Annotated in this window: 20 protein-coding genes and 1 pseudogene; 8 read left to right on the top strand and 13 right to left on the bottom strand. The window is 68.7% G+C overall.

The window, feature by feature from the left end; all coding sequences use genetic code 11:
- Positions 1 to 29: 29 nt before the first annotated feature.
- On the bottom strand, positions 30 to 758 hold the full coding sequence (locus NF20_RS02710) for a 3'(2'),5'-bisphosphate nucleotidase CysQ (RefSeq protein ID WP_011724612.1): 729 nt from the start codon (positions 756 to 758) through the stop codon (positions 30 to 32).
- A 162-nt stretch (positions 759 to 920) separates the two neighbouring features.
- On the opposite strand from NF20_RS02710, the gene NF20_RS02705 reads away from it, so the two are divergent.
- Positions 921 to 1469, top strand: a complete 549-nt coding sequence (locus tag NF20_RS02705; protein WP_033713255.1) for a hypothetical protein — start codon at positions 921 to 923, stop codon at positions 1467 to 1469.
- Between the two features lie 7 nt (positions 1470 to 1476).
- On the opposite strand, the gene NF20_RS02700 is transcribed toward NF20_RS02705, so the two are convergent.
- Positions 1477 to 2652 (bottom strand): thiolase family protein, encoded by a 1176-nt coding sequence (locus NF20_RS02700; protein ID WP_009976361.1) that lies wholly within the window; start codon positions 2650 to 2652, stop codon positions 1477 to 1479.
- Positions 2653 to 2858: 206 nt separating this feature from the next.
- Here NF20_RS02700 and NF20_RS02695 point away from each other — a divergent pair, with 206 nt between their 5' ends.
- Both NF20_RS02695 and NF20_RS02690 read left to right on the top strand, forming a co-directional pair.
- Entirely contained in the window at positions 2859 to 3251 is a 393-nt protein-coding gene (locus NF20_RS02695) for a membrane protein (protein ID WP_009976360.1), read from the top strand.
- Between the two features lie 53 nt (positions 3252 to 3304).
- Entirely contained in the window at positions 3305 to 4201 is an 897-nt protein-coding gene (locus NF20_RS02690; protein ID WP_009976359.1) for a DMT family transporter, read from the top strand.
- On the opposite strand, the gene NF20_RS02685 is transcribed toward NF20_RS02690, so the two are convergent.
- Positions 4202 to 4561 (bottom strand): bleomycin resistance protein, encoded by a 360-nt coding sequence (locus NF20_RS02685; RefSeq protein WP_009976358.1) that lies wholly within the window; start codon positions 4559 to 4561, stop codon positions 4202 to 4204.
- A gap of 140 nt (positions 4562 to 4701) precedes the next feature.
- On the opposite strand from NF20_RS02685, the gene NF20_RS02680 reads away from it, so the two are divergent.
- The 3 genes from NF20_RS02680 to NF20_RS02670 all read left to right on the top strand — a co-directional run bounded on the left by NF20_RS02680 (position 4702) and on the right by NF20_RS02670 (position 8588).
- Positions 4702 to 5445 (top strand): sensor domain-containing protein, encoded by a 744-nt coding sequence (locus tag NF20_RS02680; protein ID WP_019733056.1) that lies wholly within the window; start codon positions 4702 to 4704, stop codon positions 5443 to 5445.
- 168 nt (positions 5446 to 5613) lie between these two features.
- Entirely contained in the window at positions 5614 to 6936 is a 1323-nt protein-coding gene (locus NF20_RS02675; RefSeq protein WP_019733055.1) for a magnesium transporter MgtE N-terminal domain-containing protein, read from the top strand.
- Positions 6933 to 8588, top strand: coding sequence for an NRAMP family divalent metal transporter (locus tag NF20_RS02670; RefSeq protein WP_019733054.1), 1656 nt, complete (start codon positions 6933 to 6935; stop codon positions 8586 to 8588). The genes NF20_RS02675 and NF20_RS02670 overlap by 4 nt, the downstream gene beginning before the upstream one ends.
- Here the strand turns inward: NF20_RS02670 and NF20_RS02665 are convergent.
- The 3 genes from NF20_RS02665 to htpG form a co-directional block, all read right to left on the bottom strand.
- Entirely contained in the window at positions 8578 to 9603 is a 1026-nt protein-coding gene (locus tag NF20_RS02665; RefSeq protein WP_019733053.1) for a TIGR03617 family F420-dependent LLM class oxidoreductase, read from the bottom strand. The genes NF20_RS02670 and NF20_RS02665 overlap by 11 nt on opposite strands.
- Positions 9604 to 9703: 100 nt before the next feature.
- Positions 9704 to 9919: a hypothetical protein gene (locus tag NF20_RS02660; RefSeq protein ID WP_009976351.1), complete on the bottom strand. Its 216-nt coding sequence runs from the start codon at positions 9917 to 9919 to the stop codon at positions 9704 to 9706.
- 69 nt (positions 9920 to 9988) lie between these two features.
- Entirely contained in the window at positions 9989 to 11923 is a 1935-nt protein-coding gene (gene htpG, locus NF20_RS02655) for a molecular chaperone HtpG (protein WP_009976349.1), read from the bottom strand.
- Positions 11924 to 12007: 84 nt separating this feature from the next.
- Here htpG and NF20_RS02650 point away from each other — a divergent pair, with 84 nt between their 5' ends.
- Positions 12008 to 12628, top strand: a complete 621-nt coding sequence (locus tag NF20_RS02650) for a TIGR03085 family metal-binding protein (protein WP_019733052.1) — start codon at positions 12008 to 12010, stop codon at positions 12626 to 12628.
- Between the two features lie 128 nt (positions 12629 to 12756).
- On the opposite strand, the pseudogene NF20_RS02645 reads toward NF20_RS02650, so the two are convergent.
- The 3 genes and pseudogenes from NF20_RS02645 to NF20_RS02635 form a co-directional block, all read right to left on the bottom strand.
- Positions 12757 to 14288 (bottom strand): annotated as a pseudogene (locus NF20_RS02645) (class I adenylate-forming enzyme family protein).
- A gap of 6 nt (positions 14289 to 14294) precedes the next feature.
- Positions 14295 to 15137, bottom strand: coding sequence for an acyl-CoA thioesterase domain-containing protein (locus NF20_RS02640; protein ID WP_023898732.1), 843 nt, complete (start codon positions 15135 to 15137; stop codon positions 14295 to 14297).
- Between the two features lie 98 nt (positions 15138 to 15235).
- Positions 15236 to 15949, bottom strand: coding sequence for a VIT1/CCC1 transporter family protein (locus NF20_RS02635; RefSeq protein ID WP_010949468.1), 714 nt, complete (start codon positions 15947 to 15949; stop codon positions 15236 to 15238).
- 219 nt (positions 15950 to 16168) lie between these two features.
- Between NF20_RS02635 and NF20_RS27920 the strand changes: the two genes are divergently transcribed.
- Positions 16169 to 16816, top strand: coding sequence for a chitin-binding protein (locus NF20_RS27920; protein ID WP_081293473.1), 648 nt, complete (start codon positions 16169 to 16171; stop codon positions 16814 to 16816).
- Positions 16817 to 16909: 93 nt separating this feature from the next.
- Here NF20_RS27920 and NF20_RS02630 read toward each other — a convergent pair whose 3' ends face one another.
- The 4 genes from NF20_RS02630 to NF20_RS02615 form a co-directional block, all read right to left on the bottom strand.
- Positions 16910 to 17548: a class I SAM-dependent methyltransferase gene (locus NF20_RS02630; RefSeq protein ID WP_019733491.1), complete on the bottom strand. Its 639-nt coding sequence runs from the start codon at positions 17546 to 17548 to the stop codon at positions 16910 to 16912.
- On the bottom strand, positions 17545 to 18477 hold the full coding sequence (locus NF20_RS02625; protein ID WP_019733490.1) for a class I SAM-dependent methyltransferase: 933 nt from the start codon (positions 18475 to 18477) through the stop codon (positions 17545 to 17547). Before NF20_RS02625 ends, NF20_RS02630 begins: the two co-directional genes overlap by 4 nt.
- Positions 18478 to 19114: 637 nt before the next feature.
- Positions 19115 to 19444: an STAS domain-containing protein gene (locus NF20_RS02620; protein WP_019733489.1), complete on the bottom strand. Its 330-nt coding sequence runs from the start codon at positions 19442 to 19444 to the stop codon at positions 19115 to 19117.
- Positions 19444 to 22011 carry a SpoIIE family protein phosphatase gene (locus NF20_RS02615; protein ID WP_033713252.1) on the bottom strand — a complete coding sequence of 856 codons (2568 nt, stop codon included), beginning with the start codon at positions 22009 to 22011 and terminating at the stop codon, positions 19444 to 19446. Before NF20_RS02615 ends, NF20_RS02620 begins: the two co-directional genes overlap by 1 nt.
- Between the last annotated feature and the right edge of the window lie 174 nt (positions 22012 to 22185).

Genomic DNA, 22185 nt, shown 5'->3' with positions numbered 1-22185 from the left:
CCAAGCGCGCCAGCGACTCTCGAGGACCGTCAGCGGGTGACCGCGAGGACGGCGTCGGCCAGCTCGGGACGGCAGACCACCAGATCGGGCAGCTTCGGGTCGGGTTGGTTGTAGGCCAGCGCCGACCCGTCGATGCGCGACGTGTGCAAACCGGCGGCCCGCGCCACCGCGACCGGCGCGGCCGAGTCCCATTCGAACTGGCCGCCGGCGTGCACGTACACGTCGGAGAGCCCCTGGACGACCGAGGCCACCTTGGCGCCGGCCGAACCCATTTCCACCAGAACACCGTCCAACGCGTCCCGCACGTTCAACGCGATGGCGGGCGGGCGGGTGCGCGACACCACGATGCGCGGCTTGCCCGGCGCGACGGGGGGTGACGCGACCTCGGGGGTCGCGAACGTGACGCCCTGCGCCGGCAGTGCCACCGCGCCGGCCACCAGCTCGCCGGCCTCCCAGAGCGCGACGTGCACCGCCCAGTCGTCGCGGCCGAGCTCGGAGAACTCCCGCGTGCCGTCCAGCGGGTCGACGATCCAGACCCGCTCGGAGCGCAATCGCACCGGGTCGTCGGCGCCCTCCTCGGACAGCACCGCATCGCCGGGCCGTTCGGCAGCCAGCGCCTCGATCAGAAAATCGTGGGATCGCTTGTCCCCCGCCGCTTTCCGCTCGCTTGCCGGAGCGTCGGCGAACTCGTCCCGAACCCCCAGCAGCAGCCGACCGGCCTCGGTGGCCAACCGCGCGGCCAGCTCATGGTCATTCATGCGAAATCCTCAATATGTTGGTAGCGATGACCAACTTTACCCTCTGATTCCCCGTCGGCGCGGACCGCCCCAGACCCGATTTTCGCCCCGTAATCTGGTGACGTGAGCGGCAACGTTCCTTTGTCCAGGCGGTCGCGGCACATCTCGCGGGGGCGACTCATCGTGATCGGCATCGTGGCCGCGGTGCTGATCGGTGTGCTCACCGCCGTGGGGATGCAGCTGGATCGGGGCGATCACGGCGCGACGGCGCCCGCCGCCGGACCGCCGCCGGAGAGCTACGCGATCCCGGGCTGTTACAACCCGTCGGTCCTGCCGGTCGAGCGTCCCAAGAAACTCAACGTGCTGGGTTGCGCCAGTGTGGCCGTTGCGCTGCAGGACATGTCGTGGAGTTCCTGGGGGCCGCAGGGCGCCGACGGCACCGGGACGGCGGTGTTCAAACTCTGCGATCCCAACTGCGCGACCGGATCTCAGCTGACCGAGCCGGTGGTGGTGCACGCGTGGAACCCGCAGCCGCCGCGCCGGGAGGCCATCTGCCAGGCGGGCCTGAAGATCTTCGCGGACATGATCCTGGCCTTCCCCAAGGACGTGCCGCCGCCGGACGTGCAGAAGATGAACACCCAGTACCACGGGATGCCCGCGGTGCACTTCGCGAACTACTCGAGCGGCGATACCCGCGGCACCCAGTTCATCGGCTACACGTTCTGCAACTGAGGCCCGGCTAGACCTCGATGACGACCGCGCCGCCCTGGCCGCCACCGGCGCACATCGCCGCCACGCCGATACCGCCACCGCGGCGGGCCAATTCGTAGGTCAACGTGGTCACCATGCGTGCGCCGGAGGCCGCGATGGGGTGGCCGAGGCTGCAGCCGCTGCCGGAGAAGTTCACCTTCTCCTCATCGAGACCGTATTCCCGGCACGCCGCGATGGGCACGGACGCGAACGCCTCGTTGATCTCCCACAGCGCCACGTCGTCGGGCGACAACCCGGCCCGCTGCAGGACCTTGCCGATCACCTTGACCGCGCCCAGGCCACAGTCGCGCGGCGGCACGCCCGCGGCGGCCCACGCCCGCACCGTGCCCATCACATTGAGCTTTTCGGCTTCGGCGTACTCCCGGTCGACCAGCGCGACCGCCGCGGCGGCGTCGTTGGTGCCGCTGCTGTTGCCCGCGGTGATCGAGAAGCCCTCGATTTCGGGGTGCAACACCTTCAGGCCGGCGAGCTTCTCGACCGTGGTGTCGCGGCGCGGATGCTCGTCGACGGCGAACTCGGTGACCGAACCGTCCGCCTGGGTGATCTTGAGTGGCAGGATCTCGTCGACGAACTTGCCGGCGTCGATGGCCGCGATGGCGCGCTGGTGCGAGCGGGCCGCCCAGGCGTCCATTTCCTCGCGGGTGATGCCGACCGTCTTGGCGGTGTTCCAGCCGACGGTGATGGACATGTCCCGGGTGGGCGCGTCCGGCGCCTCGACGTGGGTCGGCGGCATCCAGCGTTCCTCGAACTTGAGCTCGGGGCCCGGGATGCGCCAGTTGACCAGCGGCGTCATCGACAACGACTGCACGCCGCCGGCGATCAGCACCCGCTCCATGCCGGATCCGATCTGGGCCGCGGCGTTGCCGATCGCGGTGAGGCTGCCCGCGCAGTGCCGGTTCACCGACTGGCCGGGAATGTCCTCCAGGCCGGTGGCTGCCGCCGCGTAACGCGCGAGATCGCCACCGCCGTAATGGGATTCGGCGAAGATGATGTCGTCTATCGCGGCGGGGTCGACACCGGAGCGACGTATCACCTCGGGAAGCACCGCGGTGATCAGCGTCTCGGGCGGGGTGTTGACGAGCGTCCCCTTGAAGGAACGGCCGATCGCCGTTCGAACGGCTCCGACGATTACGGGTGTACCCATGTTCTCAACCTCGAACGGTCTGGCAGCGGTCAGTCGCGGCGAATCGTATCAAATACTGTATAGACAATAGTATTGGCCTAAGTTCGGTGTGGGCCGGTCTGTGACCGCGCTAACAATTAAACGGTTAGTACACGCGGTCGCGACACCCATGCCGATCGCGGCTTACCGGTGGCCGCAGCGCCCGGGGCGCGGGACACAATGGGTCCATGACAACCAGATCAGCCGCTGCCCGTGACGCCACCGAGCTGGCGGCCTACCGCGTCGCGGCCATGCTGCTCGGGGTGGGCACCCTGCACTTCCTGGCGCCCAAACCGTTCGACTCCATCATTCCCGCCGAACTGCCCGGCAGCCCAAGGCTCTACACCTACGGCTCGGGGGTGGCCGAGCTGACGGTCGGGGCGCTGCTGGTGCCGCGACGCACCCGACGGGCCGCCGCGCTGGCCGCCGCGATCCTGTTCGTCGGCGTCTTTCCGGGCAACCTGAACATGGTCCGGTTGTGGTGGGACAAGCCGTGGCCGATGCGGATCGCCGCGCTGGCCCGGCTGCCGCTGCAGATTCCGATGATCACCACGGCGCTCAGGATTCGGCGCAACAGCTGAGGCTCGGCGCGAAGACTCGGGTTGCGGGTGTCGATACACACGGAAGAGAGCTAGTGGGCAGAACGGACATCGCGACGGTGCTCGCGGTCGCGGCCGCCCTCATGGTGGGTGCGGGCGACGTCGCCCAACAGCAATCGGCTCAGCAGGTCACGGATCAACCGGTCGGCACCGTCGCGCTGTTTCGCCGACTGCTGCGGGACCGGCGCTGGTGGACCGGAAGCCTGGTGGCCGCCGGCGGATTCGGCTTTCAGGCCGCAGCGCTGGGTTTCGGCTCGGTGGTATTGGTGCAGGCGCTGTTGGTGACGTCGTTGCTGTTCGCCCTGCTGATCAGCGCGCGGGTGAACCGCCGCAGAATCACTGGGCGGCAAGCGGTTTGGGCGCTACTGCTGGCCGCCGCCGTCGCGGTGGTGGTCACGGTGGGCGACCCGCAGGAGGGAACCCCGCGGGGATCGCTGCAGACGTGGACGATCGTGGCACTGGTCATGGGGCCGGCGCTGATTGGGTGCGTGCTCGGCGCACGCCTGTATCCCGGCCCGGTCGCCGCGTTGTTGCTCGGCCTGATGTCCGGTTCGCTGTGGGGCCTGTTTGCGGTGCTGACCAAGGGCGTGGTCGACCAACTCGACCGCGGCATCCCGGCATTGCTGCGCACACCCGAGCTGTATGTGTGGGTGCTGCTGGCCATCGCGGCCACCGCCTGGGAGCAGTCGGCGTTCCGGGCCGGCCCGCTGACGGCGTCGCTTCCGGCGGTGACCGTCGCCGAGCCGATCATCGGGTCGGTGCTCGGCGTCACCGTGCTCGGTGAAACGTTGCGGACCAACGGCATTGGCCTGTTGGCACTGGGCATCTCGGTGGCGGTGATGGCGGCCGCGACGGTGGCGCTGGCCCGCAGCCAGGCCGCATCGGCCCCAACAGCTGACGAAATTCCGCCGTTCTCAACGGAAAAGACGTGATCAGCTGCGCGGCGAGCCGACCCGGTGCGCGGTGCCGTCGGGGTCCACGTAGGCGAATTCGCGCAAACCGTACGGTGTGTCGTGCGGAGCCAACAGGCGCCCGCCGAGGTTGTCCAACGCCGCCCACTCCGCATACAGGGCGTCGGCGTCACTGACGTAGAAGTAGACGCTGGCGGCCGTGCACGACGGGTCGTGCTCGTCCCATTCGGTCAGGTGGATCGACACCGATCCGCGGTCGGCGAAACCGTACCGCTCGGGGCCCTGGTATGCCCGCGCGTCGAATCCGAGCCGGCGATAGCGGTCCAGGGCGACATCGAGGTCTCGGACCGGGACGATCGGCGATACCGAGGTGAACTGCACAACAGACACCCGGCGAACATAGCCCGTGGTTCAGCATCGTCCAACCGGGCGCAGCTGTCGCGAATTCGCAGTTGGCACCGTCCTGCTGTCGTAAGCTCCGAAAAATGGGGAGCCGACTCGCGCGGGAAGGGCACTGAACTGTGCGCCGATTAGCCGCAACACTCGCCGCCGCCGGAATGCTCGTCGCCGGCTGCGGCGCCGGCAATCACGGCGCCGCCTCCTCGTCGACGGCCACCGGCAGCACAGCCTCACCCAAGACGCCGCTGGCTCGGGGCGCGCTGCCCGACCTGATGCTCAGCCCCAACGACATCGACACCGCGCTGGGCGTGACCGGGACGACGAGCGATCCCCCGTTCACCGCCCTCGGAGAAGACCCCGTCCGGCGCACCGATTACACATTCCCCGCCGAATGCAAATACACCACGCACGCCGGCCTGGCATCCGAATACGCCGGCAGCGGCAGCACCGCGGTCTACGGCTACCACGATCTGGCGCCCACCCCCGCGGGCGCCAATCAACTGGAAAGCCCTGAGGTGTACCAATTTGTCGTGCTGTTTCCCTCCCCCGAGCAGGCGAGCGCCTTCCTGTCCGCCTCGTCTGCGCGTTGGCCCGCGTGCGCCAATCGCCAGGACACGGTTCCCGCCGACGGCACCAACCCGGAACTGCGTTGGAAGGTGGGGCCGGTAACCAACGCCAACGGGATGCTGAGCACCCAGGTGACCGTGACCGTCAACGGCAACGGCGTGAACGTGACGATGCCCTGTCAACGTGCGCTGACCGCCCGCAACAACGTCGTCATCGACGTCGACGCGTGCCGCAAGGACGTCGGCGACCTCGGCATCGACATTGCCAAACAGATCGCCGGAAGGGTCGACAAACAGTAGCGGCGACCCCAATAGCCTTCTGCCGTTTACCTATTGGTGGTAGCCATCCACGGCGACCGCGGCGTACGCTCTGGCGGCCCGGCCACATTGACGCGGTAGCCGCCAGCACGGCCTGGATTCGGGGTAGGTTGTCGGCGGGTTCGGTCGTACCGCCTTGAGGAGGGATACGTGGGCACATCGGAGGACAAGGCCCCCGGGCAGCCGGTCATCCATCTCTCGCAACTGCTGCGGGCGCCGGTGCTGGCGCGCTCGGGCGAAACGGTGGGCCGGGTCGAGGACGTGATCGTGCGGCTGCGCGGCGCCGACGAGTACCCGCTGGTGACCGGGATCGTGGCCGGCGTCGGCGGGCGGCGGGTGTTCGTCGGCGACAAATCGATTCACGAATACTCCGCGGACCGAGTCCTGTTGACCAAGAACAAGATTGACGTTCGCGGCTTCGAACGCCGGGAAGGCGAGGTGTTGTTGCGCACCGACGTGTTGGGCCACCGGCTGATCGACGTGGCCACCGTCGAGCTGGTGCGCGCCTACGACATCGAACTCGAGCAGACCGCCGCCGGCTGGATGGTCGCCCGGCTGGACACCCGGCGTCCGCCCCGGTTGTTCGGGCTGATCAAGCACTCCGGGGGCCACGCGTCGCGCGACTGGAAGGCGTTCGAGCCGCTGATCGGCCACGCCCGCTCCGATGCGGTGCGCCGGCTGTCGGACCGGTTCGGCGAGCTCAAGGCCGCCGAGATCGCGGACCTGCTGGAAGAAGCCGACAAGGCCGAGGGCGGCGAGATCCTGGACCGGGTGCACAGCGACCCCGAACTGGAAGCCGACGTCTTCGAAGAGCTGGACCCGGAGAAGGCCAGCCGGCTGCTCGACGAGATGCCCGATGACGAGGTCGCCGCGTTGCTGGGGCGGATGCGCGCCGACGACGCCGCCGACGCGATCGTCGATCTGCGCCAGTCGCGGCGCCGCCGCGTGCTCGACCTGATGCCCGCCCCGCAACGCACCAAGGTCATCACGTTGATGGGTTTCAACCCCGAAAGCGCCGGCGGGCTGATGAACGTCGACTCGGTCTCCTGCGCGGCCAGCGCCACGGCGGCCGAGGCGCTGGCGTTGATCGCCTCCTCGCACAGCATTCAGCCCGAGGCGCTGATCAAGGTGCACGTGCTCGACGAGGACCGCCGGCTCGACGGCGTCGTTTCGGTGATCACCCTGCTACAGGTCGATCCCTCCGAAACCCTTGAGCGGCTGATGGATTCCGATCCGGTGCGGGTCAACGCCGACGCCGACCTGACCGACATCGCGTTGCTGATGGCCGATTTCAACCTCTACTCGATCCCCGTCGTCGACGAGCAGGACCACCTGCTCGGCGTGGTGACCGTCGACGACGTGCTAGAGGCCACCATCCCCGAAGACTGGCGCCGCCGAGAGCCCGCGCCCCGCCCGATTCGCGAAATCACCACCGCTGAGGACCGCCCGCTGCCCGGAGGTAACGCACCGTGAGCTCAGCCGGCGAGAACACCCGCCGCGCCGAGCCGGTGGAACCCCGGGGCACGGCAGTGCTCGACAGCGCGCATTTGGGCGACATCGAGGGCGCGTTCGGCCGCATCCGGGTCGGCGAGACCGAACACGCCCGAACCTGGAAGACGCGGCTGCTGACCCTGCTCGCCATCGTCGGCCCGGGCATCATCGTGATGGTCGGCGACAACGACGCGGGCGGGGTGGCCACCTACGCCCAAGCCGGCCAGAACTACGGCTACTCGCTGCTGTGGGTGTTGCTGCTGCTGGTACCCGTGCTCATCGTCAACCAGGAGATGGTGGTGCGCCTCGGCGCGGTCACCGGGGTGGGGCACGCGCGGCTGATCAACGAGCGCTTCGGCCGGGGCTGGGGCTGGTTCTCGGTCGGCGACCTGTTCTTGCTCAATTTCTTGACCATCGTCACCGAGTTCATCGGCATCAGCCTGGCCGCCGAGTACATCGGCGTCTCGAAATACGTCGTGGTGCCGGTGTCGGCGGTGGCGCTGGTGGCGATCATGGCAAGCGGCAGCTTCCGCCGGTGGGAGCGGGCCATGTTCATTTTCATCGCGATCACCCTGCTGCAGATCCCGATGCTGCTGATGTCGCACCCGCAGTGGGGACGCGCCGCGAAGTCCTTTGTGGTGCCCAGCATTTCGGGTGGGGTCAGCTCGGACGCGGTGCTGCTGATCATCGCCATCGTGGGCACCACGGTGGCGCCGTGGCAGTTGTTCTTCCAGCAGTCCAATGTGGTCGACAAACGCATCACGCCCCGGTTCATGGGTTACGAGCGCGCGGACACCGTGCTGGGCGCGTTCGTCGTGGTGATCGGCGCCGCGGCGCTGGTGATGACCGGTGACTGGGCAGCCCGCTCCACCGACACCGTGGGCGGCTTCACCGACGCCGGCGCGACCGCGCACCTGCTGGGCCAACACCGTCAGGTGCTCGGCTCGATCTTCGCCATCGTGCTGATGGACGCCTCGATCATCGGCGCCGCCGCGGTCACCCTGGCCACCAGCTACGCCTTCGGTGACGTGTTCGGGCTGAAGCATTCGCTGCATCGCGGCTTCGCCGACGCCAAACAGTTCTATCTGTCCTACACCGCGATGGTGGTGGTGGCCGCGGCCATCGTGCTGATCCCGGGCGCCCCGCTGGGGTTGATCACCACCGCGGTGCAGGCCCTCGCCGGTCTGCTGCTGCCCAGCGCCAGCGTCTTTCTGCTGTTGCTGTGCAATGACCGAGAAGTGTTGGGGCCGTGGGTCAATCGCGCCTGGCTGAACTGGGTCGCCGGATTGATCGTCGGCACTTTGCTGCTGCTGTCCGGGATCTTGATGGCCACCACCTTGTTCCCCGACCTCAACGTCGTCGCCGTCGCCGGCTATCTGACGCTGGCGTTGATCATCCTGGCGGCCGGTGCGGCCCCGGTGCTGCGCTGGCTGGCCCGTCGTCAGCCCGCGCGACCCGGCCCGCGGCTTCCGGCGCGCGGCGTCGACCGCAGCACCTGGCGGATGCCGCCGCTGACGCTGCTCGAGCCGGTCACCTGGTCGCCCGGAACCCGGCTGGCGATGATCGCCCTGCGCGGCTACCTGGTCGTCGGCGCGTTGCTGCTGGTGGTCAAGGCGATTCAGCTCAGCCGCTGACCGCGTGCTGTATCCGGCGGGCCACCTCGCCGTACCGCTCGAAGCGCTCCGGGTCGGCCGCCGAGTTGTACATGACCAGACGTGTTGCGGTGCCGGAGTATTTCTCGATCAGCGCGTCGGCCAACCCTTCCCACGTCGACTCGGTGGCGAAGACGGCGATGTGGTCGTCGCTGACCTGGGCGGCCATCCCGGCGTAGTCGCCGGCCTTCTGCTTCTCGCGGATGCGGGCGGTGGTGCCCTCGAACCCGGCTTCGTCCCAGATGAACGCGTAGTTCGGCGTGCTGCCGTAGAAGGCCATGCTGGCGCGCACGGCTTCGCGCTGTTGGTCGCGCTCCTCGTCGTTGTCCCCGACGATCGTCATCACGGGGACGATGATCGCGATGTCCGACGGTGAGCGTCCCGCCTTGGCCGCGCCCTCGGCGACCGTCGGCAGGACGTGACGGGCGAGGTAGCCCGGTTCGCCGATCGGATGGACGTGCACGCCGTCGGCCACTTCGCCCGCCATCCGCAGCATCCACGGATTCACCGCGGCGATATCGACTTTGGGGTCGGGCGCGTCGATGGGTCCCGGGCTCCACTGCGGGGTGATGAAGTCGAGGTCGTAGAAGTCGCCGTGGTGCTCGAGCGTGCCGGACCGAAACGCCGCGAAGCATGCCTTGACGGCGAGCAGGTAGTCGCGCAGCCGGGGGCCGGGCCGCTCGAAGGCCGCGCCGTAGCGCCGGACCACGTGGGTACGCACCTGGGTACCCAGCCCCAGCCGGAAGCGGCCCTTGGTGGCTTCCTGCAGTTCCCACGCCACCGCGGCGGTGACGAAGGGGCTGCGCGGGAATGCCACCGCGACGCCGGTGGACAGCTCGAGCCCGGGCGCGGACTGCGACGCCACGGCGGCGTTCAGGTAGGCGGTGCGGCCCGTCTCGGTGAACAACAGCCCGGAGAACCCGGCGGATTGGGTTCGCCGGGCCAGGTCGCCGATCTGGCCGAGCGGCTGCGGAACGGTCATCGCGTCGACGTGCATGGTGGGAGCGTACGCGGCACGTCACGGCCGTCTCGCGACGGCGGCGGTGGGTCACCCAATCAGGTTGGCGCCCATCATGTTCGGTCTCCGGGAGCCGGATTCAGCGCCGTTCGGGCCGTCGACTCACCGGGGCGGTGAAGCCCTCGGTGTCATCGAAGAACGCCCACTGCCCGTCGTCGTTGACCTCCATCCGCCAACCCAGCTCGGTGCTGCCGCCGACCGAGTGGACGAACCAGGCGTGTGCGGCCTCGGCGTCGGCGAAATTCTGCGTCGCGACCACCCGCCCGTGCGGGTCGATCACGCGGAACTCGGCCATGGGACTTAAGTATCCCTGCCCGGCGCTTTTCAATCCCCGAATTCGCCGATTTGCTGCGGCGGCCCGGGGCTACAGGGTGCGGGCCAACCGGTCGGCCAGTATCTCGGCGAACCGGGCCGGGTCGTCGAGGGCGCCGCCCTCGGCCAGAAGCGCTGTGCCGTAAAGCAATTCCGCGGTCTCGGCGACGGACGGATCGTCGGCGCGGTCCTGGTGGGCTTGGCGCAGGCCGGTGACCAGTGGGTGCTTGGGATTGAGTTCCAGTATTCGCTTGCCCACCGGAATGTCCTGCCCGGAGGCGCGGTAGAGCCGGGCCAGCGCCGGTGTGATGCCGAAGGCGTCGGTGATCAGGCAGGCCGGCGAGTCGGTCAGCCGGTTGGACAGCCGGACCTCCTTGACGTGGTCGGACAGGGTGTCCTTCAGCCAGGCGAGCAGATCGGCGAATTCCTTCTGCTGCTCTTCCCGCTCGGCCTGGCTCTCCTCGCCCTCGGCGCTCAGGTCCACCTCGCCCTTGGCGATTGACTGCAGCGGCTTGCCGTCGAACTCGGTGACGGTTCCCACCCAGACCTCGTCGACTGGGTCGGTGAGCAGCAGCACCTCGTAGCCCTTGGCCTTGAACGCCTCCAGATGCGGCGACTTGAGGATCTGCTGGCGCGTCTCGCCGGTGGCGTAGAAGATCTGCGTCTGCCCTTCCTTCATCCGCTCGACGTACTGGGCCAGCGTGGTGGCCTCCTCCTCGCTGTGCGTCGAGGCGAAGGAGCAGAGCTGCAGCAGCGTCTCCTGGTTGTCGAAGTCCGACAGCAGACCCTCCTTGACCACCCGGCCGAACTGGGTCCAGAAGGTCCGGTAGTCGTCGGGCCGCTCGGATTGCAACTCCTTGATGGTGGACAGAACCTTCTTGGTCAGCCGCCGCCGGATGGCCTTGATCTGCCGGTCCTGTTGCAGGATCTCGCGGGAGACGTTGAGCGACATGTCCTGTGCGTCAACGACACCCTTGACGAAGCGCAGGTATTCGGGCATCAGCTGGTCGCAGTCGCCCATGATGAACACCCGCTTGACGTAGAGCTGGATGCCGGTGTGCGCGTCCCGGTTGAACAGGTCGAACGGGGCGTGGGACGGGATGAACAGCAGCGCCTGGTACTCGAAGGTGCCCTCGGCCTTCATCGCGATGACCTCGAGCGGGTCGTCCCAGGCGTGCGCGATGTGCTTGTAGAACTCCTTGTACTCCTCCTCGGAGACCTCGTCCTTGGGCCGGGCCCACAGGGCCTTCATCGAGTTGAGGGTCTCGACCTCCCGGGTGACGGTCTCCTCGCCGCCCTCTTCGGTGGCGGGCGTGCGCCGCTCCACCTCCATCCGGATGGGCCAGGCGATGAAGTCGGAGTACTTCTTGACCAGGCTCTTGATCTTGAACTCCGAGGTGTAGTCGTGCAGCTCGTCCTCGGTGTCCTCGGGCTTCAGATGCAGGGTGACCGAGGTTCCCTGCGGGGCGTTCTCGACCGATTCGATGGTGTAGGTGCCCTCGCCGCTCGACTCCCATTTGGTGGCCTCGCTCTCGCCGGCCTTGCGGGTGAGCAGTTCGACCTTGTCGGCCACCATGAAGCTGGAGTAGAAGCCGATGCCGAACTGGCCGATGAGTTCCTCTGAGGCGGCTTCGTTCTGGGCGTTCTTGGCTTCGCGGAGTTGTTGGCGCAGTTCGGCGGTGCCCGACTTGGCCAGGGTGCCGATCAGGTCGACCACCTCGGCGCGGGTCATGCCGATGCCGTTGTCGCGGATGGTCAGGGTGCGCGCATCCTTGTCCACCTCGATCTGGATGTGCAGGTCGGAGGTGTCGACGTCGAGGTCCTTGTTGCGGAAGGCTTCCAGCCGCAGCTTGTCCAGTGCGTCGGAAGCGTTCGAGATCAACTCCCGCAGGAACGAGTCCTTGTTGGAGTAGACGGAGTGGACCATCAGATCCAGCAGTTGCCGAGCCTCGGCTTGAAACTCCAACTGCTCGACGCGCGCGTTCATGGCATTCCCCTTCGACAACTTGACGTTTCAAATTTACCGAGTAATCGATGGTCGCCGCCCGGGGGCTGGCCCTACGCTGAACCCATGTCTGTTGCTCGACGGGAACGCGCCGCCCTGGTGGAAACTCTGCGTGGCGTCGGCCCGGATGCGCCCACCCTGTGCGAGGGCTGGACGACGCGGGACCTGGCCGCGCACCTGGTGATCCGGGAGTATAGGCCCGACGCGACGCCGGGCATCATGATCCCGTCCTTGGCCTCGCACACCGCCAAGGTGCAGAGCCAGGTCACTACGCAGAACGACTGGGACGAGTTGCTGGACAAGGTCGCCGCCGGCCCGCCGGTCTACTCCCCGTTCAAGTTGCTGGACCCGGTCGCCAATGTGGGCGAGATGTTCATCCACCACGAGGATGTACGACGCGCCCAGCCGGATTGGACGCCGCGTGCGCTGGAGCCGGCGCTGGCCCGCACGCTGCGACGCACCCTGCCGCTGATGGCCCGGCTCACCCTGGCCAAAGTGCCCGCCCGGGTGGCGTTGCGCACCCCGGAGGGCAAGACCGTGCTCACCGCCGGGCGGGGCCCGGCGGTCACGGTGACCGGGGCGCCCGAGGAGCTGCTGCTGTTCGCCGTGGGGCGAGCCGCCCGGGTCGACTTCGAGGGTGACGCGGCGGCGGTGCAGGCGGTCCGCGACGCCCCCAAGGGCCTCTAGCCGTCCGCGCACGTCCGCGCATGTCCGCGCTCGGTCCGCGCTCGTAACGCCACGGCGGAAATCCGGGCGAAATCTCGCCGTGGCGTTACATCCGCGCGAATAAGCGTGCCGGGCCCAGGCGTCCAGCATCACCCGAAGGCGTCGCGCAGGTCCTTCTTGATCACCTTGCCGAACTGGTTGCGCGGGAGGGTGTCGACGACGACGAGGCGCTCGGGGTGTTTGTAGCGGCTCAGCCCGCGTGATCGGCAGTGTTGCACAAGGGATTCCAGCGTGACGCCGTCGGCCGTCGCGGGTACCACGACGGCGCAGACCCGTTCGCCGGTGCGCGGGTCGGGGATCCCGATGACGGCGACGTCGGCGACGGCGGGATGCGCCGCAAGTGCGTTCTCGATCTCGAGGGCCGAGATGTTCTCCGCATTGCGGATGATCGCGTCTTTGGTGCGGCCCGTGACGCGGACGTTGCCGTCGGCGTCGATCAGGCCGAGATCGCCGGTGCGCAGCCAGCCCTGGTCGTCGAAGGCGTCGGCGTCCAGCGTCGGGTCGGCGTAGCCGAGGAAGCACTGGGGTCCCTTGAGCCGCAGCTCGCCTTCCTGCCCGGCGGGCAGTTCATTCTCTGCGCCGTCGACCACGCGGACTTCGACGCCGGGCACCGGCGGCCCCACGGTGTGGTCGAGCACCTCGGGTGCCGCGGTCAGCGACGGGGATGTCGCGCAGGGGAACTCGGTCATTCCCCAGGCGTTGGCGATGCCGGCCACCCCGAAGGTGTCGCGGACCCGTCGACTCAACTCGGCGGTGATGGGTGCGCCTCCCGCCAGGCATCCCCGCAGCGACGGGAATAGTGGCCGATTCCCTTGGGCCCGTTGGGCTTCGAGGTAGGCGACGAAGAAGGGCGTCGCGGTGCCCAGGAACGTCGGATTATGTGCGGCGATGGCCAGCGGAGTGGCCGCCGGGTCGAACGCCTCGAACAGCGCTAACCGCATGCCGGTCAGCAGTGCGGTGGCCAGCATCGCGGCCCGCCGATGTGTGCGACCGGAAAGGCGATCGGATCGACGTCGCTGCTGGTGGCCCCCACCATGCCGACCACTCCCGCCGAGCCGGCGATGACCGAGCTGTCGGTATGGCGAATCCCCTTGGGAGCGGCGGTGGTCCCCGACGAGTAGTAGATCCAGCGCGCCTCGTCGGCGGATTGCGGCGGCGCCGGCAGGGAATCGGGATCGGCGCCGGGCAGGCGCAGCGCACCGGCGGCCGGCGGTGCCGCCAGGTCGACGGTGATGACCTCGAAGCCCCGTTCGGCCGACAGTTCCCGAGCCACCCCACCGTGATCGAAGCCGCGCCAAAGCCCAGGCGCCACAAAGTATTCGGTGTTCAGCTGGCCGGTGATGAAGCGGACTTCGCTTTCCCGCAGGACCGGGATGATCGGGTTCTGCACCGCACCGAGCCGGGCCAGCGCGGCCATCAGCACCATGGTCTCCAGCGTGGTGGGCAACTGCCAGGACACGACGGCGCCCGGGCGGACTCCCCGCTCGGCCAGCGCGGCCGCGGCGACGCATGCGGCGTCGTGCAGCTGACGTGCGGTCATGCTGCGACCGTGCTCGTCGGCGAGAAGTGGCCGGGGTGAGCCGCGTCGTGCGGCCTCGGCAATCAGCGACCAGAACGTCACCGGAACTCACCGCGCCGACGGGTCGGCGGACGGCGGACGAAATCCCGAGTGCGCGATGGCAACCGACAGTCCGGTGCCGATCGGGCCCGCGGTGTCGACCAGGACGGCCGAGCCGCTGGCAACGCCGTCGTGGCTGTGGTGGGTGAGCGAGGCGAGCCCGATGTGGTCGCCCTCGGGCAACCGGCTCAGCGTGAGCGTGTAGTCGGCGTTGATGAACTGCAGTGCCTTGCTGCCCCAGTTGGCGATCGACGCGGTGATGTCACCGGCCATCGCCGCGCGGGTGAATGCGCTGAGCGGCTCGTCGTCGATCAGCGGGCGCGTCTCGTGTATCCAGGTGTATTTCGGGCCGTCGGTCTGCGGCCAGTCCGGATCGGGGTTCTGCACCTGCGAGCCCCAGCCGTAGGTGCGCATGAAAAGCGTCGAGTAGGTCTGGTCCAGCGGGACCGGCGGCGTCTGCACCGGGGGTGACCAGACCCGCCCGTCGGGCTGCGGGCCGCGGCGCAGAAACAGCGCGCTCGCCTGCGCCACGACGGCGTCGTTTTGGCTGATGACGGCCTCGACCAGCCGTAACCGCCGCCGGTCGTGGCGCACCTGGGTGTGCACCCGGAGCGGTTCCAGCGCCGTCGGCCGGGGCAGGTCGACGGTCAACCGGGCCGGTTGCAGGCCGGCGTCGGGGGCGGCTTGCTCGACGGCCCACGCCAAGAGTCCGCCGACGACGTGGCCGCTGAGCGATGGCCCCCATCCGCCGCGCGCGATTTCGGTTGGTACCAAATCGTTTCCGTCGCGCACGAAATACGGCAGCCCGTCAGCCCAGCGAGGTTGATCGGGAACGACATTGGGTTCGGCCACTGCATGACCCTTCACGCGACGGGTGGTGCGGCCTCTGCTGAGGACCGCAACCGTGGATCTTACAGTTGCGCTTCCAGTCGGCGAATGCGCCGGCGTGGTCAGTCGATCGCGGCGCCGACCACGTGGCCGATCGTGTAGGTGACCGCCAGTGCGAGGCTGCCTCCGATGGCGTTACGCGCCACGGCGCGAAGCTGCGGCGCGCCACCGAGGCGGGCCGATACCGCGCCGGTGATCACCAGCGCGATGAGCACCGCCACGACGGTGACCGGAATCCGCCACGTCGGCGGCGGCAGCAGAATCGCGATCAACGGGAGCAACGCGCCGATGGCGAACGAGAGCGCCGAGGACGACGCGGCATGCCACGGATTCGTCAGCTCCTCGGGATTGATGCCCAGCTCGACCTCGGCATGGGCCAGCAGCGGATTCTGATCGGTGAGTTCCTCGGCCACGGTACGCGCCGTCGCCGCGGTCAGACCCTTGGCTTCGTAGAGCGCGGCGAGCTCGTCGAGTTCGGCGGCCGGATCGTCGCGCAGTTCCTGATGCTCCTGGATCAGCAGCGCCTTCTCGGTATCGCGCTGGGTGCTGACCGAGACGTATTCGCCCAGCGCCATCGACACCGCCCCGGCCACCAGTCCGGCGCTGCCGGCGGTCAGGATGGGAGCGCGCAGCGCCGTGGCCGCGGCGACGCCCACGACAATGCCTGCGGTGGAGACGATTCCATCGTTGGCGCCCAGAACGCCGGCACGCAGCCAATTCAACTTCGACGACACCGAACCGATGTGGGGTTCGGCCGGGTGTGGCGTACTCGACACGGCGGCAACGATATAGACGAAAACCGTGCGCGACTAGCCAACATAGCCTTGCCAAACCAGCGCTCGCGGGTGCCGGTTGACCGGGATCAAAGGTTTGCATGGGCGGGACACAGCTGGTCCATAGGGAAGCTATCTAGTGTCTGGGTGGTGTCGGGGGGTGTTCGAGGAATTCCCCTTTCGCAGAGATCCCGAGTGGACCGAGTGGATAGGTGAAGCATCGTGAGGTTGAAGCAATTTGTCGGAGGGGTGGGCATCGCCGGGGCGCTCGGCGTCGCCGCGTTGGGAATGGGCGCCGGGTTCGCCGGCGCCGCTCCCGGGGCACCGCCGCCTCCGGGCGGGCATGGCGCCCCTCCCGCGGGCGGCCCCGGCCATGGCGGGTCGCAGCCCGGAGATTTCCACCATCCGACCGGCCCCAATGACCCTGGCGGACCGGGCGGTCCCGGCGGGCCGGGTGGGCCCGGTGGGCCGCCTGGCGGTCCCGGCGGCCCCGGTCATCCCGGTGGCCCTGGTGGACCAGGTGGACCTGGCGGTCCCGATCACCCCGGCGGCCCCGGTGGGCCGGGCGGGCCCGATCACCCTGGCGGGCCGGGTGGTCCCGGCGGGCCCGATCACCCCGGCGGCCCGGGTGGTCCCTGGCATGGGGACCCCCAACGTGGCTACTTCCACGGCGCCCCGTGGGGCGACGGACCCGCCCCCTGGGGACCGGGTGAACCACCGCGTCCGGCGTGGGATCGACCGCTCCCTCCGCCCGGCGGGCACTGGGACTACGGCCCGATCAACTACTGGGGCTACCAGGAGACTCCCGTCTGGGATCCCGGGTTCAACCAGTGGGGCTTCTGGTTCTTCGGAGTGTGGATCCCGCTGTGAGCCATAGCTGAAACGACGCCCGCCTCGCCGATCAGGTGAGGCGGGCGTCGTCAGTTATGCCGTTGCCGGCGAAGGCATTTCGTCCCGGCTTCACTAGTCGCGTTTGGTGCCGACGGTCAGCAGGTCAGAAACCAGGCGCGTCCAGGCCGGTCGCGGGATCCGATACTGATCGCCGATCACGAACCCCGCGTCCTCGAACAACTTGCGCATCTCGGGAGCCGACGCGTTGTGCTGCGGCTTCCACCTGCTGTCGGCGGATGCCTGCAGCAGCGGTCGCCGGGTACTGAGCGCCGAGACGGCCACCAACCCCCCGGGGGCCAGCACGCGATGGAATTCCCGCAACGCCGCCGGCTGGTCGAAGAAGTGAAACGCCGACGTCGTCACGACGGCGTCGAGCGCACCGTCGTCAAACGGGAGCTGTTCGGCCGGCGCACGCAACCACTGCACCCGGTCCGATTTCGCCCGCGCCTGGTTGAGCATGCCGTCGGACATGTCCACGCCGTAGATCTCGTCGGGATTCAGTTCGCGCTGGATCCGCTCGCTGAGTATCCCTGTGCCGCAAGCGATGTCGGCGATTCTGCGCGAACCGTGGTTGCGCAGCTGGGCTATCACCTCGTTGTGCGGAGGCCGGTACACCCACTGCTGCAGGAAGGGCAGGTCATACACCGGCGCCAGGAAGCTCCACATCCGCGTGACGACGTCGTTCAGCCCTCGCCGCTGCGGTGCGGTCATTTGGCCAGCACCGAGCTGTAGTAGATGGTGTCGGCCACCGACGCGGAGTCGTTGGTCTGCGGGATCGCCTCGAGTCCGGCGTCGGCCAACAGCTGACTCATCGGAACGCCGACCGACCGCCAGCCCAGGCCGTCCAGGTACTCGGCGACATCGTTGCGCTCGCCCTGATACCCCAGATCGCCGAATTCCAGGTCGAAGCCGTGCTCCCGCCATTTCGCGGTGGCCCTGCGCATCATCTCTTGAGCCTTCTCGGTGTCTACCTCTGACATGTCCGGAATAGCTTCGCACGCCAGCCGGCTGCCGTCGGCGCTGAGTGCGGTGATGTTGTCCAGCAGGCGGTCCTGGGCCTCCGGCGGCAGATAGCCGAACAGCCCCTCGGCGATCCATGCGGTGGGCTGGCCCTTGTCAAACCCCGCTTCCACCAATGCTTTTGGCCAGTCATCGCGCAGGTCGACGGCGACGGTGCGCAGCGTGGCCTGCGGGGGCGCGCCCAGCTTTGCCAGCGTGGCGGTCTTGAATTCGATCACCTGAGGCTGGTCGATCTCGAACACCGTCGTACCGGCCGGCCAGGCCAACCGGTAGGCGCGCGCGTCGAGGCCGGAGGCCAGAATCACCGCCTGCCGGATCCCGGCCTGCGTCGCGGCCTGGAAGAAGGAGTCGAAGAAGCGGGTACGGGCGGCCATCGCCACGGGCATGTGCTCGAGCTTCCAACCGGAGTCGTGGTCGTCGACGTCGGCGGCGACGAGGTCGCCGGTGACCCAGCGGGTGAAGAAGTCCACCCCGACGGCGCGAACCAGCGGTTCGGCGAATCGGTCCTCGATCAGCGGGTTGTCGGCGTTGGTCGCGATGGCGCGTGCGGCGGCCACCATCGTGGCGGTGGCGCCCACACTGGTGGAAAGGTCCCAGGTGTCGTTGTCTGTGCGTGGCATGCGGCTATTACCCCCTCGAAATCACCGGTTACTTAGCTGATATAACGACCGGCGGGCGCGATGAGTTCCCGCGCGCCGCCGACCAGCTATTCCGCCGGTCCGGGGTGGCGTTGCCGCCGCTGGGTGACGGTATCAGTGCGGGCCGGGATGCCCCGGGGCGCCGGGCCCTCCAGGTCCGCCGGGTCCGCCCGGTCCACCGGGCCCGCCCGGTCCCCCGGGTCCGCCGGGTCCGTTCGCGGCCGGCAGCAGGAACACGCATTGATTCAGTTCGACGCTCCAGCCCCAGCCCGGGGCGCAGTCCCCGTCTGCGCGGCTGATCCCCGGGGACGCGACCGCCGTCGCCGGCAACCCGATCGATACGAGGGCGAACGCGCCGACCAGGCAGCGCCGCAGGTGATCTCTCATCGCCGACTCCACTTCGTCGTCCGGGCGGGCGGTGATGACTCGTCGTAGGTCGGACCCGCGTAACTCATTGTGCGGCAATCGACCTGTCCGCGGGCCGGATTGGCGGGCCGAACGATCGTGCGGTGGTCCGCCCGACGACGACCGAGTAGACCAAATCCCCCTCGAGCCACGGCAATTCACACGGCGATCGCGGGCTTGGCGGATTCGCGTCCGCCTTGCGCTGCAACATGTTTCAACGAGGTGCCGGCGGCGGGGGTGCGGCTTCGACGCTGGTCAGCTCGGTCAAACCGCTGACCCTGAAGACGGGCATCAGGACCGGGTGCGCGACGAGCGCGATGTGCTCTGCGTGCGCGGCCAACGCATTGATGGCGGCGCTGTCCACATACTCCACGGCGCTGAGGTCGACGAGCACCGCGCCGTCACTCCCGGTGACCTCCTCGGTGGCGGTGGCCAGCGCCCGGTGGAATGCGTCGATGTTGCTCAGGTCGATTTCGCCCACTGCCACCAGCACCGGGTTGCCATCGCTACCACGGCCGGTGTCCAGCGTCAGCGGGGTGACCATCAGGTGATCCTGGCGGAGAGCTGGACGGTGGTTCCGCCGGTGTCGGACCGAATGTCGACATCGTTCATCAGGCTTTTCATCAACGGGATGCCCCGCCCCCGATGCGGATAGGACGTCGCTTGGGGAACCTTCCATGTGCCGGTGTCGGTGATCGTCAACCGGACCTGATCGCCTAACGCGGTGGCGCCCAGCCGAATTGTGCCCTGCGGACTGTGCCGGTGTCCGTGTTCGATGGCGTTGGCGACCGCCTCCCCGGCGGCGACCAATACGTTCAACGTCTGCTCGGGGTCCAGCCGGACACGGCGCAGCCAGTTGCGCAACGCGGTGCGAGTGGGCGCCAGCTGGTTGACGTCGGCGGGGAAGTTCAGCTCCAGCGGCGCCGGATGCCGGTACAGCAGCAACACCACGTCGTCCTGGTAGCCGCCGCTCGGCGCGACGGCGGACATGATCCGGGTCGCCAACTCGTCGAGGGACGAGCCGCGCGCATCCTGCGCGACGGTGGCGACGCGGTAGATACCCCGATCCAGCGGGCTGCGGCGACGTTCGACCAGCCCGTCGGTGTACAACAGCAGGGTCGCGCGCGCCGGTATGGTCACCCGGGCCTCCGGGCGGGGCCAGTCCCGTCGGATGCCCAATGCGATGGTGTGGCCCTCGTCGAGTATCTGGGTGCTGCCGTCGCCGTGCACCACGATGGGCGGCGGGTGCCCGGCGCTGGAGTAGACCAGTTCCCCGGTGTCCGGGGTGAGCACCGCGCACACGGCGGTGGTGCATTGCGCGCCGGGCAGCCGCGCCGCGAATCGATCCAGACCCGCGAGAGCCGCAGCGGGACTTGGGTTTTCGATCAGCAGGGCGCGGCAGGCGCTGCGCACCTGACCCATCACCGTGGCGGACGCGAGCCCGTGGCCGACACAGTCGCCGACGACCAACGCGACCCGCCCGTCCTCGAGGTCGACGATGTCGAACCAGTCACCACCGACCTGCAACGGCCGGGTCGCGGCCTGATAGCGCACCGCGAATCCGTTGGGCAGATCGGCGGGACCGAGGATCGCGTGCTGCAGAGCCAGTGCGGTTTCGCGCTGCTGGTCGACCTGGTGCACCCGTTGCAGGCCCTGGCCGAGGCGGCCGGCCAGCACGGTGAGCAGGGTCTGGTCTTCCAAGGTGAACGAACGCTCATCGGTCAGGTCGATCCAGACGACCAGCACGCCGTCGGGGTGCTGCAGGGCGATGCCCGCCGTCCCGGGCTGCGTGGTGTTCGGGGTGAGCAGGTCGCCGTCGCGCAACGCGCCGAGCGCCTGGTGCATGTGCGACGGCAGATCGGCCCACTGCGTGGGCTCGCCGACCGAAACGACCTCGGGCGGACCGAACGCCGTTTCCGTAGCAGAGGTGTGACTCGGGAAGGTGACGGCCAGCACCCGGCGGGCGCGCCACAGCCGGCGCAGTTCTTCAGCCGCGGCGCGTACCGCCTCGTCGACCGTATCCGCTTGGGCCAGTTCCTGATTGAGCGCGTGTTGGCGGCCCGCCGCCAGTGCCAAGGCGATGGCGGCGTGCCGGGCGAAGTCACTGACCAGGTCGAGGTAGTCGTTGCCGAACGGCGGCTGCTGCGGGTCGCGCGCGACGGCGATGACGCCGAGCACCGCGCCGTCGGCAATCAGCGGTATCACGATCGCCGAGCGTTCGCCGACATCGGTGAATCCCTCGATCGGGTATTGGAAGGAGTCGGTGATCAACGGCAGGCCGCGCCGCGCGACACCGCCCGTGGTCGAGCCGTCCATCGGAACCTGCCGGCCGATCACCTGCGAGGCATAGCGGCCCGCGGTGGCGGACACCACCAGGGTGTCGCCCTCCCGGCCGGGCGACTCGGGCTCTCGCGGGACCAGCAAGATCGCCTGCTCGGCGTCGGCCAGCTCCAGCGCCCTGTTCACGATGAGCTGCAACGGACCCGTCTGCGGATCACCGGACAGCAGCGCGGTGGTGATCTCGCGACTAGCCTTCGTCCATTTCGCCGATTCGCGCTCGCGCTCGAAGAGTCGCGCGTTGTCGATGGCGGCGGCTGCCGCCGTGGCCATGGCGCGCACCGCGCCTTCCTGCGAGTCGGTGAACACGCGCCCTTGCCGGTCGTCCGCCAGATAGAGGTTGCCAAAGTTGGCTGCCCGCACCGTGATCGGTATTCCCAACAGCGCCCGCAGCGGTGGGTCGTGTGCCGACAGGTGGGCGCTGCGCGGATCAACGCTCACATCGTCGATGCGAAGACCGTCGCCCACCGCGAGCTCGCCGAGCTGCCGGGCCGTGTCCGCGTCGAGGCCGGCATGCACGAACGAGAGGAGTCCGCCGTCGGAGGCGCGGGAAGAGAGCACGGCGTAGCGGGCGCCGGTCAGCTCCATCGCCGCTTTCAGGACGCGACGCAGCGTGACGTCCAAGTCCAGATCGGAGCCGATTTCGACGATGACCCGCACCAGTTGTTCCAGCTGGTCGCGCGCCGCCATCAGCTCGTCGAGCTGGGTGTGCATGCGGTCCAGTTCGCGCCGGTCCCGCCGGTTGGCGGCGGAGTCATCCCGGTCGCTGTCCATGGATACCAAAGTAAACGGTCGGGTGCGCGGCCATGTCGGTGCCGCAACTCCCGGCACCATGCGGCCCGCGCCGGTCACCGTCCGACGCCTTAGCCGTTCGGGCGCCATCCGGGCAGGTCACCGGCGGCTTTACCGGATCTTGACCAGGTATTGAATTGCGCCGCCGACGATCAT

It is taken from the genome of Mycobacterium sp. MAC_080597_8934 (genome assembly GCF_000523975.1).
GTDB lineage: Bacteria > Actinomycetota > Actinomycetes > Mycobacteriales > Mycobacteriaceae > Mycobacterium > Mycobacterium avium.
The sequence above is the reverse complement of the archived record's forward strand: the minus strand, read 5'-3'. Positions and strand labels throughout refer to the sequence as shown.

What these genes read in the sequence shown, in the direction of transcription:
- NF20_RS02665 (WP_019733053.1), bottom strand. Translation starts at nt 9,603, where the DNA reads ATGCACGTCGACGCGATGACCGTTCCGCAGCCGCTCGGCCAGATCGGC.
- NF20_RS02630 (WP_019733491.1), bottom strand. Translation starts at nt 17,548, where the DNA reads ATGACCGCACCGCAGCGGCGAGGGCTGAACGACGTCGTCACGCGGATG.
- NF20_RS02625 (WP_019733490.1), bottom strand. Translation starts at nt 18,477, where the DNA reads ATGCCACGCACAGACAACGACACCTGGGACCTTTCCACCAGTGTGGGC.
- NF20_RS02700 (WP_009976361.1), bottom strand. Translation starts at nt 2,652, where the DNA reads ATGGGTACACCCGTAATCGTCGGAGCCGTTCGAACGGCGATCGGCCGT.
- NF20_RS02620 (WP_019733489.1), bottom strand. Translation starts at nt 19,444, where the DNA reads ATGGTCACCCCGCTGACGCTGGACACCGGCCGTGGTAGCGATGGCAAC.
- NF20_RS02650 (WP_019733052.1), top strand. Translation starts at nt 12,008, where the DNA reads ATGTCTGTTGCTCGACGGGAACGCGCCGCCCTGGTGGAAACTCTGCGT.
- NF20_RS02710 (WP_011724612.1), bottom strand. Translation starts at nt 758, where the DNA reads ATGAATGACCATGAGCTGGCCGCGCGGTTGGCCACCGAGGCCGGTCGG.
- NF20_RS02695 (WP_009976360.1), top strand. Translation starts at nt 2,859, where the DNA reads ATGACAACCAGATCAGCCGCTGCCCGTGACGCCACCGAGCTGGCGGCC.
- htpG (WP_009976349.1), bottom strand. Translation starts at nt 11,923, where the DNA reads ATGAACGCGCGCGTCGAGCAGTTGGAGTTTCAAGCCGAGGCTCGGCAA.
- NF20_RS02660 (WP_009976351.1), bottom strand. Translation starts at nt 9,919, where the DNA reads ATGGCCGAGTTCCGCGTGATCGACCCGCACGGGCGGGTGGTCGCGACG.
- NF20_RS02615 (WP_033713252.1), bottom strand. Translation starts at nt 22,011, where the DNA reads ATGGACAGCGACCGGGATGACTCCGCCGCCAACCGGCGGGACCGGCGC.